Source organism: Martelella alba, assembly GCF_005217455.1.
In the GTDB taxonomy this organism is placed as follows: domain Bacteria; phylum Pseudomonadota; class Gammaproteobacteria; order Enterobacterales; family Enterobacteriaceae; genus Acerihabitans.
Window position 1 is genome coordinate 138,906 of record NZ_SZPQ01000001.1, and the last position, 16,284, is coordinate 155,189.

Here is a 16,284-nt window from a genome sequence, read left to right on the forward strand (position 1 = left end):
CATGAACACGCTTAATGAACAAGCCACCGGTGTTTATATTATTTCCGCCACGCCGTTTACCGACCAGGGGGAACTGGATTTGGCCAGTGCCGACAGTCTCACCGAGTTTTATCTTGAAAAGGGCGTCAACGGCATCACCATCCTGGGCATGATGGGCGAAGCGCACAAATTGACTGAAGACGAAGCATTGGTTTTTATGCGGCGGGTGCTTAAACGGGTGGGCGGACGGGTCCCGGTGGTCGTGGGCGTTAGCCACGCCTCCCATAGGCATGTGGAACGGCTGGCCAAAACCGCCATGGAGCTGGGCGCGGCCGGCGTAATGCTGGCGCCGGGGCCGAACCTGGTGACCGATCCTCAGGTAGAGGGCTATTTCCTCACCGTCGCAAAGAGCCTGGGGCGGGATATTCCCCTGTGTTTGCAGGATTTTCCCCAGGCGACAAAAGTGCATACCTCGGTGCCGGTCATCTTGCGGCTTATCGACGCGTTGCCGCAACTGGTGATGCTCAAACATGAGGATTTACCGGGCATGCGCAAACTCAGTCAATTGCGCGATCAAAGCGCCGCGCGGGGGCTACGTCGCATCAGCGTACTGGTGGGCAACGGCGGTCTGTTCTTGCCGCAAGAACTGGCGCGCGGCGCGGACGGCGCCATGACCGGTTTCGCCTGGCCGGAAATGCTGGTCCAGGTCTGTCGCGCGTATGCCCAGGGAGATCCGGGCCGCGGCGAAGACATCTTCGACTGCTATTTGCCGTTGTTGCGCCATGAATTTCAGTACGGTATCGGCCTGGGGTTACGTAAGGAAGCGCTGCGGCGGCGCGGCGTCATCAAAAGCGCCGCGGTACGCCAACCCGGTCCGGTGCTGGATAAGATTGATCTGGCGGAATTGACCGCATTAATGGCGCGATTGCCGCGCAAACTGCGGGAACAGGGGCTGGCGGACTGATTTAACCCTGGGCCGGCGCAAAGGCGCGATGCGTGGCGGCGGCGGAGTGATGGACGATAGCGACGGAAGACAATATGGAAAATGAAAAGCTCATAATTCGTAATGCATTGATTTTTGATGGGGACGATCGCCCGCCGGGCATCGCCGATATCGCTATTGAAGACGAATATATCAGGGCGGTGGCGCCGCCTGGCGTGCTTGTCGGCTCCAGGGAAACCGATGTCCGCGGCTTGGCGCTGGCGCCGGGCTTTATCGATGTGCATACCCATGACGATCGGGCGCTGCTGATGGCCGGCATGATGGACGCCAAGTTGTCGCAGGGCGTCACCACGGTTATCACCGGTAACTGCGGATTGAGCCTGGCCCCCGCCGACATAAAGGACATACCGGCGCCGCTGGACTTGATCGCCGCGCCGGAATGGCTGCGTTTCCCGCGCTTCGCCGATTACCTGGCCGAACTGGAGACCCGCGGCATTGCCGTGAATGCCGCTTGTTTGGTGGGACATACCACTTTGCGCGCCAGCGTCATGACGGGGCCTTTGACGCGCAAGGCCACTGACGCCGAGTGCGCGCGGATGCGCGAATTATTGGAAGACTCGCTCGCCGCCGGCGCATTCGGCTTTTCAACCGGCACCTTCTATCCAGCGGCACAAGCCGCCGATCCGGATGAAATTGTGGCGGTGGCCGAACCCTTGGCGCGCTACCGTGCTCTATACGCCACGCATATGCGCAATGAAGCGGAAGCCGTGCTCGATTCCCTTGAGGAAACCTATGAGATAGGCCGGCGACTGGGCGTGCGCGTGCTGATTTCCCATCACAAGCTGGCCGGGATTAAAAATCACGGCCGCTCGGTGGAGACGCTGGCCAGTATCCAGGCCGCCAGAACGCGCCAGCCGGTATCGCTGGACTGTTATCCCTATAACGCGTCTTCAACCACGCTTAATCCGGCCTTTATCGCCAGAGCGGCGAAAGTCATGGTGAGCTGGTCCGAGCCTTACCCCGAATTGGCCGGCCAATCGCTGGAGGATATCGCCAGAACCTGGGATCTCAGCCCCGAAGACGCGGCGCGCAAACTCATGCCGGCCGGCGCCATTTATTTCATGATGGACGAACAGGATGTGCGGCGTATTCTAGCGTTCCCTCCCACGATGATAGGGTCGGACGGGATGCCGCATGATAAGCATCCCCATCCGCGATTATGGAGTACATTCCCCCGGGTCTTGGGCCATTACAGTCGTGAGCTGGGTCTGTTTCCGCTCCACACGGCGGTGCATAAAATGAGCGGCCTGGCGGCGGGCGAACTGGGAATTGAACGCCGGGGGCGAATAGCGCCGGGCCATTATGCCGATCTTGTGCTGTTTAATCCTGAAACGGTGCGAAGCGGCGCCAGTTTCGCCGAGCCCCGTACTCGAGCCGAGGGTATCGAAAAAGTCTGGGTGAACGGCCGGTTGGCCTATGCCGACGGCAACATTCTGCGACAGGATGCGGGGCGTGTTTTAAGACGGGTTTAGCGGCGTCACGGGCGGCCGTTGTGGCGCTATCTCGTCACAACGGCCTGTCTGGCGTTATCCTGACTCTCCGTGGGGTATTCCCTTTTCAGCGGTCGATGTCGAACCGCCTTTTCTAACATAATGTTAACTTGCTTTTTCGCTGGTATCAGCGTAGTATTCGCAACGATTTCAGACGCGGGGTGGAGCAGCCTGGTAGCTCGTCGGGCTCATAACCCGAAGGTCGTCGGTTCAAATCCGGCCCCCGCAACCACATTCCCTTAGAGTTCTTTTTCAAATATACTGTCGTTAAGCATCGTGATGGTTTTTTCGCAGCGGAGTTTGAAAAAAGATTCTTTGGAATGTTGTTAAGCCGGTCTCGGCTTACAGGGTCCCAGTCGAAAAAAGCCCCGAATTTTCGGGGTTTTTTGTTATTTAACGATAGAACTACTGGGCTGATTAGCCCTTTTTTTATGTCTTGGGGGTAGGCTTGTCCACATTAGAGCAAAAGTTGACGGAGATGCTGAGCGCGCCGGTGGAGGCCCTGGGCTTCGAGCTCGTGGGGATCGAATTTATCCGCGCGCGCCAGGCGACGTTGCGTATCTATATCGATAGCGATGAGGGTGTTACTGTCGATGATTGCGCTGATGTCAGCCACCAGGTCAGCGCGGTACTGGATGTCGAGGATCCGATTACCGTGGCTTACAGCCTCGAAATCTCATCGCCGGGCCTCGATCGCCCGTTATTTACCGCCGCGCACTATACTCGGTTTATTGGCGAGGAAGTCAGCGTGGTATTGCGTATTGCCACACAGAATCGTCGCAAGTGGCAGGGAGTCATTAAAACGGTTGACGGCGAGATGATCACGGTGACGGTGGAAGGAAAAGACGAAACGTTCGCTTTGAGCAATATCCAGAAAGCGAACCTGGTACCCCACTTTTAACGTTTTAATGAGGCAACTAGGATGAACAAAGAAATTCTGGCTGTTGTTGAAGCAGTTTCCAATGAAAAAGCCGTTCCTCGCGAAAAGATTTTTGAAGCTTTGGAAACCGCGCTGGCGACGGCGACCAAGAAAAAATACGAACAGGAAATCGAGGTTCGCGTCAGTATCGATCGCAAGACCGGCGATTTCGATACGTTCCGTCGGTGGCTCATCGTTGAAGACGTTACGCTGCCGACCCGCGAGATTACCCTGGAAGCCGCCCGCTTCGAGGATCCTAGCTCGGAACTGGGCGGGTATGTGGAAGACCAGATCGAGTCGGTGGCTTTCGATCGGATAACCACCCAGACCGCAAAACAGGTTATTGTCCAGAAAGTGCGCGAGGCCGAACGCGCGATGGTGGTGGAACAGTTCCGCCAGCATGAAGGCGAAATCGTCACCGGCGTGGTAAAAAAGGTCAACCGCGATAACATCAGTCTTGACCTGGGTAATAACGCTGAAGCGATCATCGGCCGCGAGGATATGCTGCCCCGTGAGAACTTCCGTCCCGGCGACCGTGTCCGCGGCGTGCTTTATGCCGTGCGTCCCGAAGCCCGCGGAGCCCAGTTGTTCGTCAGCCGCTCGCGCCCCGAGATGCTGGTTGAGCTGTTCCGCATTGAAGTGCCGGAAATTGGCGAAGAAGTGATTGAAATTAAAGCCGCGGCCCGCGATCCGGGGTCCCGCGCGAAAATCGCCGTGAAAACCAACGATAAGCGCATCGATCCGGTCGGAGCCTGCGTGGGCATGCGGGGCGCGCGCGTTCAGGCGGTATCCAGCGAACTGGGCGGCGAGCGAATTGATATCGTACTGTGGGACGATAATCCGGCCCAGTTCGTGATCAATGCCATGGCCCCCGCCGATGTCGCCTCCATTGTGGTCGATGAAGATAAGCACACCATGGATATCGCGGTGGAATCCGGCAACCTCGCCCAGGCCATCGGCCGAAATGGACAAAATGTCCGTCTGGCTTCCCAGCTCAGCGGCTGGGAATTGAATGTGATGACCGTCGAGGATTTGCAGGCGAAACATCAGGCCGAAGCCCATGCCGCCATCGATATATTCACCAAATATCTGGATATTGATGAAGAGTTTGCCACCGTGCTGGTAGAGGAAGGTTTCTCCTCGCTGGAAGAACTCGCCTATGTCCCGATGCAGGAATTGATGGAAATCGAAGGGCTTGACGAAGAAACGGTGGAAGCGCTGCGTGAACGGGCGAAAAACGCGCTGACGACGCTCGCCTTGGCGCAAGAAGAGACTCGCGGCGGTGGCAAGCCGGCTGAAGACCTGCTTAATTTGCCGCAGCTTGAGCGGAGTATGGCGTTCAAGCTGGCGGCGCGCGGTGTTTGTACGCTGGAAGATCTTGCCGAACAGGGTGTCGATGACCTGTCGGATATTGAAGGGCTGAGTAACGAAAAGGCCGGTGAACTCATTATGGCCGCCCGTAATATCTGTTGGTTTGGCGACAACGCGTAATAAACTGTAGCAGGAAAGGAACAGCATGACAGATGTAACCGTAAAATCGCTCGCCGCAGAAATTCAGACTCCGGTCGATCGCCTGGTACAGCAGTTTGCTGATGCTGGAATCGATAAGACCGCGGCGGATTCTGTGACCCAGCATGAGAAACAAACATTATTGGCGTACCTGAATCGCGAACGCGGCAACGCGCCGAATAAGCTGACGTTGCAGCGTAAAACGCGCAGTACCTTGAATATTCCGAGTACCGGCGGTAAAAGTAAATCTGTACAAATTGAAGTGCGTAAAAAACGGACTTATGTGCAACGCGATTCGCAGTCTGCTGAACAGGCGGAAGCGGAAGAGCAGGCTAAACGTGAGGCGGAAGAGCTGGCCCTTCGCGAAGCGCAAGAGCGTGAGCGGGCGCAGCAGGAAGCCGCTGAAAAAGCCAAACGCGAAGCCGAGGAAAAAGCAAAACGCGCGGCTGAAGAAAAGGCCAGGCGTGAGGCCGCTGAACAAGCAAAGCATACCGCAGCGGATAACGAAAAATTGACCAACCAGCAGACCAATCATATGACCAAGTCACCACAGGCGGCCGAAAAAGCCCGCCGTGAAGCCGAGGCCGCCGAGCTCAGACGCAAGGCGGAAGAGGAAACGCGTCGCAAGGTCGAAGAAAATGCCCGCCGCGCTGCCGAGGAAGCACGGCGCATGGCTGAAGAAAATGGCGATAAGTGGCTGGACGATACGCAGGAAAGCGATGACGACGACAGCGATTATCATGTCACTACCTCGCACCATGCCCGCGAGGCGGAAGATGAAAACGATCGCAAGGTTGAAGGCGAGCGCCGCGCCCGGACGCGCGGCGGCAAGGCCACCAAGCAGAAAAAGACCAGCCGTCTGTCGGAATCCAAGGCCGATCGCGAAGAAGCCCGCGCCGTCACCCGCGGCGGCAAGGGCAAGCGTAAACCCAGTACGCTGCAACAGGGTTTCAATAAGCCCGCCCAGGTCGTTAACCGCGATGTGGTCATCGGCGAGACCATTACGGTGGCGGAACTGGCCAACAAGATGGCGGTGAAAGGCTCGCAGGTTATCAAGGCGATGATGAAGCTGGGCGCCATGGCGACCATCAATCAGGTCATCGACCAGGAAACCGCGCAGCTGGTGGCCGAGGAAATGGGCCATAAAGTGATCCTGCGTCGCGAAAACGAACTGGAAGAAATGGTCATGAGCGACCGCGACACCGGGGTGGCGGCCGAACCCCGCGCGCCGGTGGTAACCATCATGGGCCATGTCGACCACGGCAAGACGTCGCTGCTGGACTATATTCGCTCCACCAAGGTCGCGGCCGGCGAGGCGGGCGGCATCACCCAGCATATCGGCGCCTACCATGTGGAAACCGAGAACGGCATGATCACCTTCCTGGATACCCCGGGGCATGCGGCCTTTACTGCCATGCGCGCCCGCGGCGCGCAGGCCACGGATATTGTGGTGCTGGTGGTGGCCGCCGATGACGGCGTGATGCCGCAGACCATCGAGGCCATACAGCACGCCAAGGCCGCCAAGGTACCGGTGGTGGTGGCGGTGAACAAGATAGACAAACCGGAAGCGGATCCGGACCGGGTCAAAAACGAGCTGACCCAATATGGCGTCATTCCGGAAGAATGGGGCGGCGATAGCCAGTTTGTGAACGTGTCGGCCAAATCCGGCGTCGGTATCGACGAATTGCTGGACGCCATTTTGCTACAGGCGGAAGTGCTCGAACTGAACGCCATCCGCGCCGGCATGGCAAGCGGGGTGGTTATCGAATCCTTCCTCGACAAAGGCCGAGGCCCGGTGGCCACCGTGCTGGTTCGGGAAGGGACGCTCAATAAAGGCGATATCGTCCTCTGTGGTTTCGAGTACGGCCGGGTCCGCGCGATGCGGGATGAACTGGGGCGGGAAGTCTCCTCCGCCGGCCCGTCTATTCCGGTGGAAATTCTCGGTCTGTCAGGGGTGCCGGCGGCCGGTGACGAAGCCACGGTCGTGCGGGATGAGAAGAAAGCCCGTGAAGTGGCGCTGTACCGCCAGGGCAAATTCCGTGAAGTCAAACTGGCGCGCCAGCAGAAGTCCAAGCTGGAAAACATGTTCGCCAATATGACCGAGGGGGAAACATCCGAACTGAACATCGTGCTGAAAGCGGATGTCCAGGGCTCGGTTGAGGCCATCGGCGATGCGCTGGAAGGCTTGTCCACGGCGGAAGTCAAGGTCAAGATTGTCGGGTCGGGCGTCGGCGGCATCACTGAAACCGATGCCACGCTGGCGGCGGCGTCCAACGCCATTATCCTCGGGTTCAATGTCCGTGCCGATGCCTCCGCGCGGCGGGTCATTGAAGCGGAAAACCTGGATCTACGCTATTACTCGGTCATCTATGATCTGATTGATGAAGTCAAACAGGCCATGAGCGGCATGCTGACGCCGGAATACCGGCAGGAAATCATCGGCCTGGCCGAAGTCCGCGATGTCTTTCGCTCGCCGAAGTTCGGCGCCATTGCCGGCTGTATGGTGACCGAAGGCGTGGTCAAGCGCCATAACCGCATTCGGGTGCTGCGCGAGAACGTGGTGATCTTCGAAGGCGAGTTGGAATCGCTGCGTCGTTTCAAAGATGATGTCAACGAAGTGCGCAACGGCATGGAATGCGGTATCGGCGTGAAAAACTATAACGACGTCCGTCCGGGCGATGTTATCGAAGTTTTCGAAACCGTCGAGATACAGCGCACTATCGCCTAAAATGCCGGACCGCGCCGGTTGTGACGTCAAGTCGCGCCCGGCTGCGTCGGTGGTGTATCCAAGGGGGCATTTTGCCCCCTGTTTTGTCTGGAGAAGTTATCATGGCTAAAGAATACAGCCGTACCCAACGCGTCGCGCAGGAGATGCAAAAAGAAATTGCCATCATCCTGCAACGCGAAATCAAGGATCCCAGGGTGGGCATGGCGACGGTTTCCGGGGTTGAGGTCTCGCGCGATCTGGCTTACGCCAAAGTCTTCGTGACCTTTCTCAACGATAATGAACCCGCGCAAATCAAAGCCGGCGTCACCGCCTTGCAGGATGCGTCGGGGTTCATCCGCAGTCTGCTCGGCAAAGCCATGCGCCTGCGGGTCGTTCCGGAATTGACTTTTGCCTATGATAACTCGCTGGTGGAAGGTATGCGGATGTCCAACCTGGTCAGCCGGGTAGTGCAAAACGACCGCGCCCGCCGCCACGAAACGGGGCGGGACGAGGATCGGGAAGACTGATGGGGCGCCCGAGTCGTCGCGGCCGCGACATTAACGGCATCGTACTGCTGGACAAGCCGCAAGGCTTGTCTTCCAACGATCTGCTGCAAAAGGTCAAACGGTTGTATCAGGCCAACAAGGCCGGCCACACCGGCGCGCTCGATCCGCTGGCCACCGGCATGTTGCCCATTTGTCTCGGAGAAGCCACCAAATTCTCCCAGCACTTGCTGGACGCCGATAAATGCTATCGGGTCATTGCCCGGCTCGGTCAACGCACCGACACGTCGGACGCCGAGGGTACTGTTGTGAGCGAACGGCCGGTGGCGTTCGACCGGGATCGGCTGGAGCAGGCGTTACAGTGTTTTCGCGGGGAAACCTTGCAGGTGCCTTCCATGTACTCGGCGCTTAAACATCAAGGGCGGCCGCTGTACGAGTATGCGCGCAAGGGCATTGTGGTCGAGCGGGAAGCCAGGCCGATTACCCTGTACCGGCTGGATTTGATCCGCTGGGACGGCGACTGTCTCGAGCTGGAAATCCACTGTTCCAAGGGAACCTATATTCGCACCGTTATCGACGATTTGGGCGAAATGCTGGGTTGCGGCGCCCATGTGGCCATGCTGCGCCGCCTGTCCGTCGCCGGTTATCCCGCCGAGCGTATGGTGACCCTGGCGCAGTTGCAAACGCTGGCCGGGGCGGATTGCCCCGACGGCGGACCGGCCGCGCTGGACCGGCTGCTGTTGCCGATGGACAGCGCGGTGGCCGCCATGCCGGAAGTCAACTTGCCGCCCGTCGCCGCCGGTTGTGCCCGCCAGGGACAAACGGTAACGGCGCCGTTGGATGCCATGCCGGGCGACGCCACGTTGGTTCGTCTGACCGAAGGGCCGGCGCGGCGGTTTTTCGGCGTGGGTGAAATCATTGGACCGGGCCGCATCGCGCCGCGCCGGCTGGTGGCGGAAGATCGCGGTTAAACCCGCTCGCGCCTTGCGATTCCGCCGCACTGAGAGTAGAATAGCGCGGCTTATTAATTGGGTTGCTGAATTAGAGATCGGCGCCTGTGTGTTTCACAATAATTTTGGAGTGTTATAATGTCTCTAAGCGTTGAAGCTAAAGCAAAAATCGTTAGCGATTTCGGCCGGAATGCCCAAGACAGCGGTTCCACCGAGGTGCAGGTTGCTCTTTTGACCGCTCAAATCAACCATTTACAGGGTCATTTTGCGGAACATAAAAAAGATCACCACAGCCGCCGTGGCCTACTGCGGATGGTGTCTCAGCGTCGTAAGCTGCTTGACTACCTGAAGGGTAAGGATGTCGCGCGTTACACCAGCTTGATAGAGCGCCTGGGCCTGCGTCGCTAAACCAGACAGATTTGGTAGAAAGGGGCCTCGTTTGGCCCCTTTCTGCTAGTAGGCAATAATAATTGTTCTATGTCAGTTATTTTTGCCATGAAGGAATCTTCCGCTGCTGAGATTCGCGCGGCTAATGAGAAGCTTTTTTCCACGGGCAAAGCTTCTCATTAGTCGCGAGGATGCAAAAGAAGATCAATGACTCAACGGCGGTTACCGGCGAGGAACCGTCCTGAAATAAGGAAACTATTTTGCTAAATCCGATCGTACGCAAATTTCAATACGGACAACATACCGTAACGCTCGAAACCGGCATGATGGCGCGTCAGGCCACCGCGGCGGTGATGGCCAGCATGGATGACACCGCGGTATTCGTGACCGTGGTAGGCGTCAAACAAGCCAAACAAGGCCAGGACTTTTTTCCGTTGACAGTGAATTATCAGGAGCGCACCTATGCGGCCGGCCGTTTTCCGGGCGGTTTCTTCCGCCGTGAAGGCCGTCCCAGTGAAGGTGAAACCCTGATTTCCCGCCTGATCGATCGGCCGGTCCGCCCGCTGTTTCCCGAAGGCTTCTTCAATGAAGTGCAAGTCATCGCGACGGTGGTTTCCGTGAACCCGCAGGTCAGCCCGGATATCGTGGCCATGATAGGCGCGTCCGCCGCGCTGAGCCTGTCCGGTATTCCGTTTAACGGTCCCATCGGCGCGGCGCGCGTCGGCTATATCAATAACCAGTATGTTCTCAACCCGACCCAGGCGGAACTGGCGGACAGCAAGCTGGACCTGGTGGTGGCCGGGACGTCCAACGCCGTGCTGATGGTGGAATCCGAAGCGCAACTGTTAAGCGAAGACGAAATGCTGGGCGCGGTGGTGTTCGGCCATGAACAGCAACAAGTGGTTATCCAGAATATCAACGCGCTGGTCGCCGAAGCGGGCAAACCGCGTTGGGACTGGCAGCCGGCGCCGGAAAACCTGTCGCTGAAATCCCGGGTGGCGGACCTGGCCGAAGGCCGCTTGGGCGACGCCTATCGCATTACCGAGAAACAGCAGCGCTACGCCGAAGTGGATGCCATCAAGGCGGAGGTGGTCGCCACCCTGCTGGCTCAGGATGAAACCCTCAATGAAGGTGAAATCCTCGATTTGCTGGGCAGCCTGGAAAAAACCGTGGTGCGCAGCCGTGTACTGCGCGGGGAACCCCGCATCGACGGGCGCGAGAAGGACATGGTCCGCGCGCTGGATATCCGTACCGGCGTATTGCCGCGCACCCATGGCTCGGCGCTGTTCACCCGCGGTGAAACCCAGGCGCTGGTCACCGCCACCCTCGGCACGGAACGCGACGCTCAGAATATCGATGAACTGACCGGCGAGCGTACCGATCGTTTCCTGTTGCATTACAATTTCCCTCCGTACTGCGTGGGCGAAACCGGTATGGTGGGTTCGCCGAAACGCCGTGAAATCGGTCACGGCCGTCTGGCGAAACGCGGCGTGCTGGCCGTGATGCCGAAAGCCGCCGAATTCCCCTATACGGTCCGGGTCGTGTCGGAAATCACCGAATCCAATGGTTCTTCTTCCATGGCATCGGTGTGTGGCGCGTCTCTGGCGCTGATGGACGCCGGGGTGCCCATCAAGGCGGCGGTCGCCGGCATCGCGATGGGGCTGGTAAAGGAAGGCGATAACTTTGTGGTGTTGTCGGATATCCTCGGCGACGAAGATCATCTCGGGGATATGGACTTCAAAGTGGCCGGCAGCCGCGACGGCGTTACCGCGCTGCAAATGGATATCAAAATTGAAGGCATCACCCGCGAAATCATGCAGGTGGCGTTGAACCAGGCGAAAGGCGCCCGGCTGCATATCCTGAACGTGATGGAACAAGCCATTAATGCGCCTCGCGGCGATATCTCCGAATTCGCGCCGCGTATCCATACCATCCGGATCAGCCCCGACAAAATCAAGGATGTTATCGGTAAAGGCGGTTCGGTTATCCGCGCATTGACCGAAGAAACCGGCACGACCATCGAAATCGATGACGACGGCACGGTCAAGGTTGCCGCCACCGACGGCGAAAAGGCACGCAACGCCATTCGTCGTATCGAAGAGATTACCGCTGAAATTGAAGTGGGCCGGGTCTATAATGGTAAAGTTACCCGAATTGTCGATTTCGGCGCCTTTGTCGCCATTGGCGGCGGCAAGGAAGGTTTGGTGCATATTTCCCAGATTGCCGACAAGCGCGTGGAAAAAGTGGCTGATTATCTGCAATTGGGTCAGGAAGTACCGGTGAAGGTTCTGGAAGTCGATCGTCAGGGACGTATTCGCTTGAGCATCAAAGAAGCGACCGTTTCCGGCCAGGATGCGGCTGTACCTGAAGTAGAATAATCGGCACGATAACAATTAAAGAGTATTATTACTTTACTGTTAGCGCATTTTACAGCTCCCGGCCCAGGCCGGAAGCTGATCGTATCACAAGGGTTGGATGCCTTGTGTAAAGCCGATGGGGGACAGGACGTTCATCCAATGTTTTTCTTCGGGAGTGGGAAATGAGGCCTTACTTGCGCTGGTGGTTCGTTGCGATGGCGATTATGCTGGCAGGATGCAGCAACATTGATTGGCGTAGTGAGAATGACGTTTTGGCTGTTCCTCTACAGCCGACGTTGCAGCAAGAGGTCATCCTGGCGCGTATGGAACAAATCCTGGCGAGCCGGGCGCTAACCGATGATGAACGAGCACAGCTGTTATATGAGCGCGGAGTGCTGTATGATAGCTTAGGGTTGCGAGCGTTGGCGCGAAATGATTTTTCACAAGCGCTGGCTATCCGGCCCGATATGCCGGAAGTTTTTAATTATCTCGGCATATATTTAACGCAGGCAGGCAATTTTGATGCTGCCTATGAGGCGTTTGATTCTGTATTAGAGCTTGATCCAACTTACAATTACGCGTACTTGAACCGTGGCATCGCGCTGTATTATGGCGGTCGCTACCGTTTGGCGCAGGATGATCTGCTGGCGTTTTATCACGACGACCCAAATGATCCGTTCCGTTCGCTCTGGCTGTATCTGGCTGAAAGGCAAATCAATGCCGACAAAGCCAAACAGGCGCTGGCTCAGCGTTATGAAAAAGCGAACAAAGGACAATGGGGATGGAATATCGTCGAGTTCTACCTGGGGGACATCAGCGAAAGAACGCTGATGGAGCGCCTTAAGGCGGACGCAACGGATAACACTTCGCTCGCCGAGCATCTCAGTGAAACTGACTTCTATTTAGGTAAACACTACCTGAGTCTGGGGGACAAGAACTCCGCTTCGGCGTTGTTCAAACTGACGGTCGCTAACAACGTTCACAATTTTGTTGAGCACCGCTATGCATTGTTGGAATTGGCGCTTTTGGGCCAAGGGCAAGACGACCTATCAGAATCGGACCAGCAATAGCTGACGAACTTAACTTATCAGCCCTTTCCTTTTTCATCACCTGCGAGGGTGAGGGTTTGTTCGTCTGTTTTTAATCCAATTTGAGCCGGTTCACACTTTTGATGAAAATAACTGAAAATTTTCACAACGAGGTATGTAGACTGGCCGCCATAATGAAATGAGGCACGTGTACATGTCTGAAGTTGAAACCTCTTTTGCTGATTTGGGATTGTCCGATCCCATTCTGAAAGCACTTATCGATCTGGGCTATGAAAAACCATCGCCAATCCAGCTCGAGTGCATCCCGCAGTTGCTGGCGGGCCGCGACGTACTGGGCATGGCCCAGACCGGCAGCGGCAAGACCGCCGCGTTCGCGCTGCCGCTGCTGCAAAATATCGATCCGAACCTGGCCGCGCCGCAGGTTCTGGTGCTTGCGCCCACCCGCGAGCTGGCGGTACAGGTCGCCGAAGCCTGCGCTGATTTCGCCAAGCATATGAAAGGATTACATGTGGTGGCGCTGTACGGCGGCCAGCGGTACGACGTGCAACTGCGCGCGTTGCGCCAGGGGCCCCAGATTGTCGTCGGCACGCCTGGACGCCTGCTCGATCATCTCAAGCGCGGCACGCTGGATCTTTCCAGGCTTAACGGCCTGGTGTTGGACGAAGCCGACGAAATGCTGCGCATGGGCTTTATCGAAGACGTCGAAACCATCATGGCCCAGATCCCGGCCGAACATCAGACGGCGCTGTTTTCCGCCACCATGCCCGAAGCGATTCGGCGTATTACCCGGCGTTTCATGGAGAACCCGCAGGAAGTGCGGATCCAGTCCAGCATGACCACTCGCCCGGATATCAGCCAGAGCTACTGGACGGTACAGGGCATGCGCAAGAACGAAGCGCTGGTCCGTTTCCTCGAGGCCGAGGATTTCGACGCCGCCATCATCTTTGTGCGCACCAAAAACGCCACGTTGGAAGTGGCCGAGGCACTGGAGCATAGCGGCTATAACAGCGCCGCCCTCAACGGCGACATGAACCAGGCATTGCGGGAGCAAACGCTGGATCGCCTGAAAGACGGCCGGCTGGATATCCTGATCGCCACCGATGTGGCGGCGCGCGGGCTGGATGTCGATCGTATCAGCCTGGTGGTGAACTACGATATTCCGATGGATTCCGAATCCTATGTCCATCGCATCGGCCGTACCGGGCGCGCCGGGCGCGCCGGCCGCGCGCTGCTGTTTGTGGAAAACCGCGAACGCCGGCTGCTGCGCAACATTGAGCGCATCATGAAGCTCACAATCCCGGAAGTGGAACTGCCGTCCGGCGAGTTGCTCGGTCAGCGCCGTCTGGAGAAATTCGCCGCCAAGGTGCGGACGCAACTGGAAAGCAGCGATCTGGATATGTACCGGGCGCTTCTGGCGAAACTTCAGCCGGAGGACGAACTGGATATGGAAACGCTGGCCGCGGCGCTGTTGAAAATGGCGCAGGGCGAACGTCCGCTGATTCTGCCGCCGGATCCGGTTATCGAACGCCGGCCCCGTCGGGAATTCCGCGATCGCGACGATCGCCGTTCGGACGGTTTTGAACGTCCCGCCCGCCGCGAACGCCGCGATGTGGGCGAAATGGATCTTTACCGTATCGAAGTGGGCCGCGACGACGGCGTTGAAGTCCGGCACATTGTCGGCGCCATCGCCAATGAAGGGGATATCAGCAGTCGCTATATCGGCAACATCAAACTGTTCGCTTCCCATTCCACCATTGAACTGCCGAAGGGCATGCCGGGCGACATGCTGTCGCATTTCACCCGTACGCGGATCCTGAACAAGCCGATGAACATGCAGTTCGTGGGCGAGGCCCAACCGCGCGGCGACCGCCGTGGCGGCGCGCCTCGCAATGGCGGCTTTGGCGGCGGCGATCGCCGCGAAGGGGGCGCATCCCGGCGCAGCTTTAGCGATCGCCGCGATAATGGCGGCAGCGAGCGCCGTTTCAGTCGCGATGGTCAGCGCGCGCCGCGTCGTGACGGCGACAACGCCGGTTCGTCTGCCGGACGCCGCCGTTTCGGCGGCGAGGCCTGACGGCAACCCGGGTATGCCGGCATATCCTGAATACGTCGGGTGACAATCCACTCGACGACTGGGTAAGCAGGCGCCGCCGGTAAAGCGTAACCCTGCGTATGACAATAATATAACCGCCGTTACGGCGGTTTTATTATCTGAACGGCGGGAGCGAAAACCCTATCCCGCCAGTTCGGCCCGCGCGGCCATGGCAAGCTCGAAGGAGCGCAGCCTGGCCTGGTGGTCGAATATCTGACCGTTAATCATGAGTTCATCGACGCCGGTGTCGGCGATCACCTTTTGCAATCTCTCGCGGATCTGTTCCGGGGAACCCACCACCGACATGCGCAGCGCTTGTTCAACGCCGTATTGCTCCCCAGCCGACCATAATGCGTCGATATGCTCTACCGGCGCCGGCAATGGGCCGGGTCGCCCGCGACGCAAATTGATAAATTGCTGCTGCATTGACGTGAATAAGAACCGGGCGTCACGCTCGCTATCGGCGGCCACGACATTGATGCAAATCATCGCGTAGGACTGTTGCAGCGCGGCGGAAGGCGTGAAGTTTTCGCGATAAATCTTCAACGCCTGCCAAAGCATTTCCGGGGCGAAGTGGGCCGCGAAGGCGAACGGCAGACCCAGCTTGGCGGCCAACTGCGCGCTATAGAGGCTTGAACCCAGTAACCAGAGCGGCACATGCAGGCCCTGTCCCGGCACCGCTTGCACCGGCTGGCCGGGCTGCGCGTCGTCAAAGTACATCAATAATTCCTGTACATCGCGGGGGAAATTATCGACATCGCCCGAGAGGTGGCGGCGTAAGGCCAGCATTGTGCGCTGATCGGTCCCCGGCGCCCGTCCCAGCCCCAGATCGATCCGGTTGGGATAAAGGGTCGCCAAGGTACCGAATTGTTCGGCGATCACCAAGGGCGAATGATTCGGCAACATGACCCCGCCAGACCCCAGACGCAAAGATCGGGTACCCGCGGCGAGGTAGCCTATCAACACCGAGGTGGCGGCGCTGGCGATGCCGGTCATATTGTGATGCTCCGCCAGCCAATAACGGTGATAACCCCAATCCTCGGCATGGCGGGCCAAATCCAGCGAGGATTCAAACGCCTGGCGGGGACTTGACCCCTGCGGCACCGGCGATAGGTCGAGAAGGGAAAAGGGAATGGTCAGTTTTGTCATAGTTGGGCTCGCATCCGTTAAACGCTTCCGGCATTGGCCGCCGGGCACTCATTTGGGATTATGCCGCCGGCGCCCCAGACGCAAGACACCAAATGTGCCGTCGGAGGAAAAAGAACGGCGCTGATAAGGCGCGGCGGCGCGATTCATGACGAAAAACCGGCCATGGCGGCCGGTTGCGGATAACGCCGTAAAC

At 58.1% G+C, this 16,284-nt stretch carries 13 protein-coding genes and 1 tRNA gene; 13 read left to right on the plus strand and 1 reads right to left on the minus strand.

The window, feature by feature from the left end; translation table 11 throughout:
* Position 1: 1 nt before the first annotated feature.
* From FCN80_RS00670 to FCN80_RS00730, 13 genes are all read left to right on the plus strand, one after another.
* Positions 2–943: a dihydrodipicolinate synthase family protein gene (locus tag FCN80_RS00670; RefSeq protein WP_136987894.1), complete on the plus strand. Its 942-nt coding sequence runs from the start codon at positions 2–4 to the stop codon at positions 941–943.
* Positions 944–1,017: 74 nt separating this feature from the next.
* Positions 1,018–2,454 carry an N-acyl-D-amino-acid deacylase family protein gene (locus tag FCN80_RS00675; RefSeq protein ID WP_136987895.1) on the plus strand — a complete coding sequence of 479 codons (1,437 nt, stop codon included), beginning with the start codon at positions 1,018–1,020 and terminating at the stop codon, positions 2,452–2,454.
* Positions 2,455–2,627: 173 nt separating this feature from the next.
* Positions 2,628–2,704 (plus strand) — tRNA-Met (locus FCN80_RS00680).
* Between the two features lie 216 nt (positions 2,705–2,920).
* A complete protein-coding gene (rimP, locus tag FCN80_RS00685) occupies positions 2,921–3,373 on the plus strand; it encodes a ribosome maturation factor RimP (protein ID WP_136987896.1) in 453 nt (150 codons plus the stop codon).
* A gap of 21 nt (positions 3,374–3,394) precedes the next feature.
* Positions 3,395–4,882, plus strand: a complete 1,488-nt coding sequence (gene nusA, locus FCN80_RS00690) for a transcription termination factor NusA (RefSeq protein ID WP_136987897.1) — start codon at positions 3,395–3,397, stop codon at positions 4,880–4,882.
* A 25-nt stretch (positions 4,883–4,907) separates the two neighbouring features.
* Positions 4,908–7,628 carry a translation initiation factor IF-2 gene (gene infB / locus FCN80_RS00695; protein ID WP_136987898.1) on the plus strand — a complete coding sequence of 907 codons (2,721 nt, stop codon included), beginning with the start codon at positions 4,908–4,910 and terminating at the stop codon, positions 7,626–7,628.
* 101 nt (positions 7,629–7,729) lie between these two features.
* Positions 7,730–8,134, plus strand: coding sequence for a 30S ribosome-binding factor RbfA (gene rbfA, locus FCN80_RS00700; protein WP_136987899.1), 405 nt, complete (start codon positions 7,730–7,732; stop codon positions 8,132–8,134).
* Positions 8,134–9,081, plus strand: a complete 948-nt coding sequence (gene truB / locus FCN80_RS00705; RefSeq protein WP_136987900.1) for a tRNA pseudouridine(55) synthase TruB — start codon at positions 8,134–8,136, stop codon at positions 9,079–9,081. The genes rbfA and truB overlap by 1 nt, the downstream gene beginning before the upstream one ends.
* Before the next feature lie 117 nt (positions 9,082–9,198).
* Positions 9,199–9,468 carry a 30S ribosomal protein S15 gene (rpsO, locus tag FCN80_RS00710; protein WP_136987901.1) on the plus strand — a complete coding sequence of 90 codons (270 nt, stop codon included), beginning with the start codon at positions 9,199–9,201 and terminating at the stop codon, positions 9,466–9,468.
* A 239-nt stretch (positions 9,469–9,707) separates the two neighbouring features.
* Positions 9,708–11,825: a polyribonucleotide nucleotidyltransferase gene (gene pnp, locus FCN80_RS00715; RefSeq protein ID WP_136987902.1), complete on the plus strand. Its 2,118-nt coding sequence runs from the start codon at positions 9,708–9,710 to the stop codon at positions 11,823–11,825.
* 161 nt (positions 11,826–11,986) lie between these two features.
* Entirely contained in the window at positions 11,987–12,874 is an 888-nt protein-coding gene (nlpI, locus tag FCN80_RS00720; RefSeq protein ID WP_136987903.1) for a lipoprotein NlpI, read from the plus strand.
* A gap of 101 nt (positions 12,875–12,975) precedes the next feature.
* Positions 12,976–13,035, plus strand: a complete 60-nt coding sequence (gene yrbN / locus FCN80_RS27345) for a protein YrbN (RefSeq protein WP_136988279.1) — start codon at positions 12,976–12,978, stop codon at positions 13,033–13,035.
* An 11-nt stretch (positions 13,036–13,046) separates the two neighbouring features.
* Positions 13,047–14,924, plus strand: coding sequence for a DEAD/DEAH family ATP-dependent RNA helicase (locus FCN80_RS00730; RefSeq protein WP_136987904.1), 1,878 nt, complete (start codon positions 13,047–13,049; stop codon positions 14,922–14,924).
* Positions 14,925–15,083: 159 nt separating this feature from the next.
* Here FCN80_RS00730 and FCN80_RS00735 read toward each other — a convergent pair whose 3' ends face one another.
* Positions 15,084–16,091, minus strand: a complete 1,008-nt coding sequence (locus FCN80_RS00735; protein ID WP_136987905.1) for a luciferase-like monooxygenase — start codon at positions 16,089–16,091, stop codon at positions 15,084–15,086.
* Positions 16,092–16,284 lie beyond the last annotated feature (193 nt).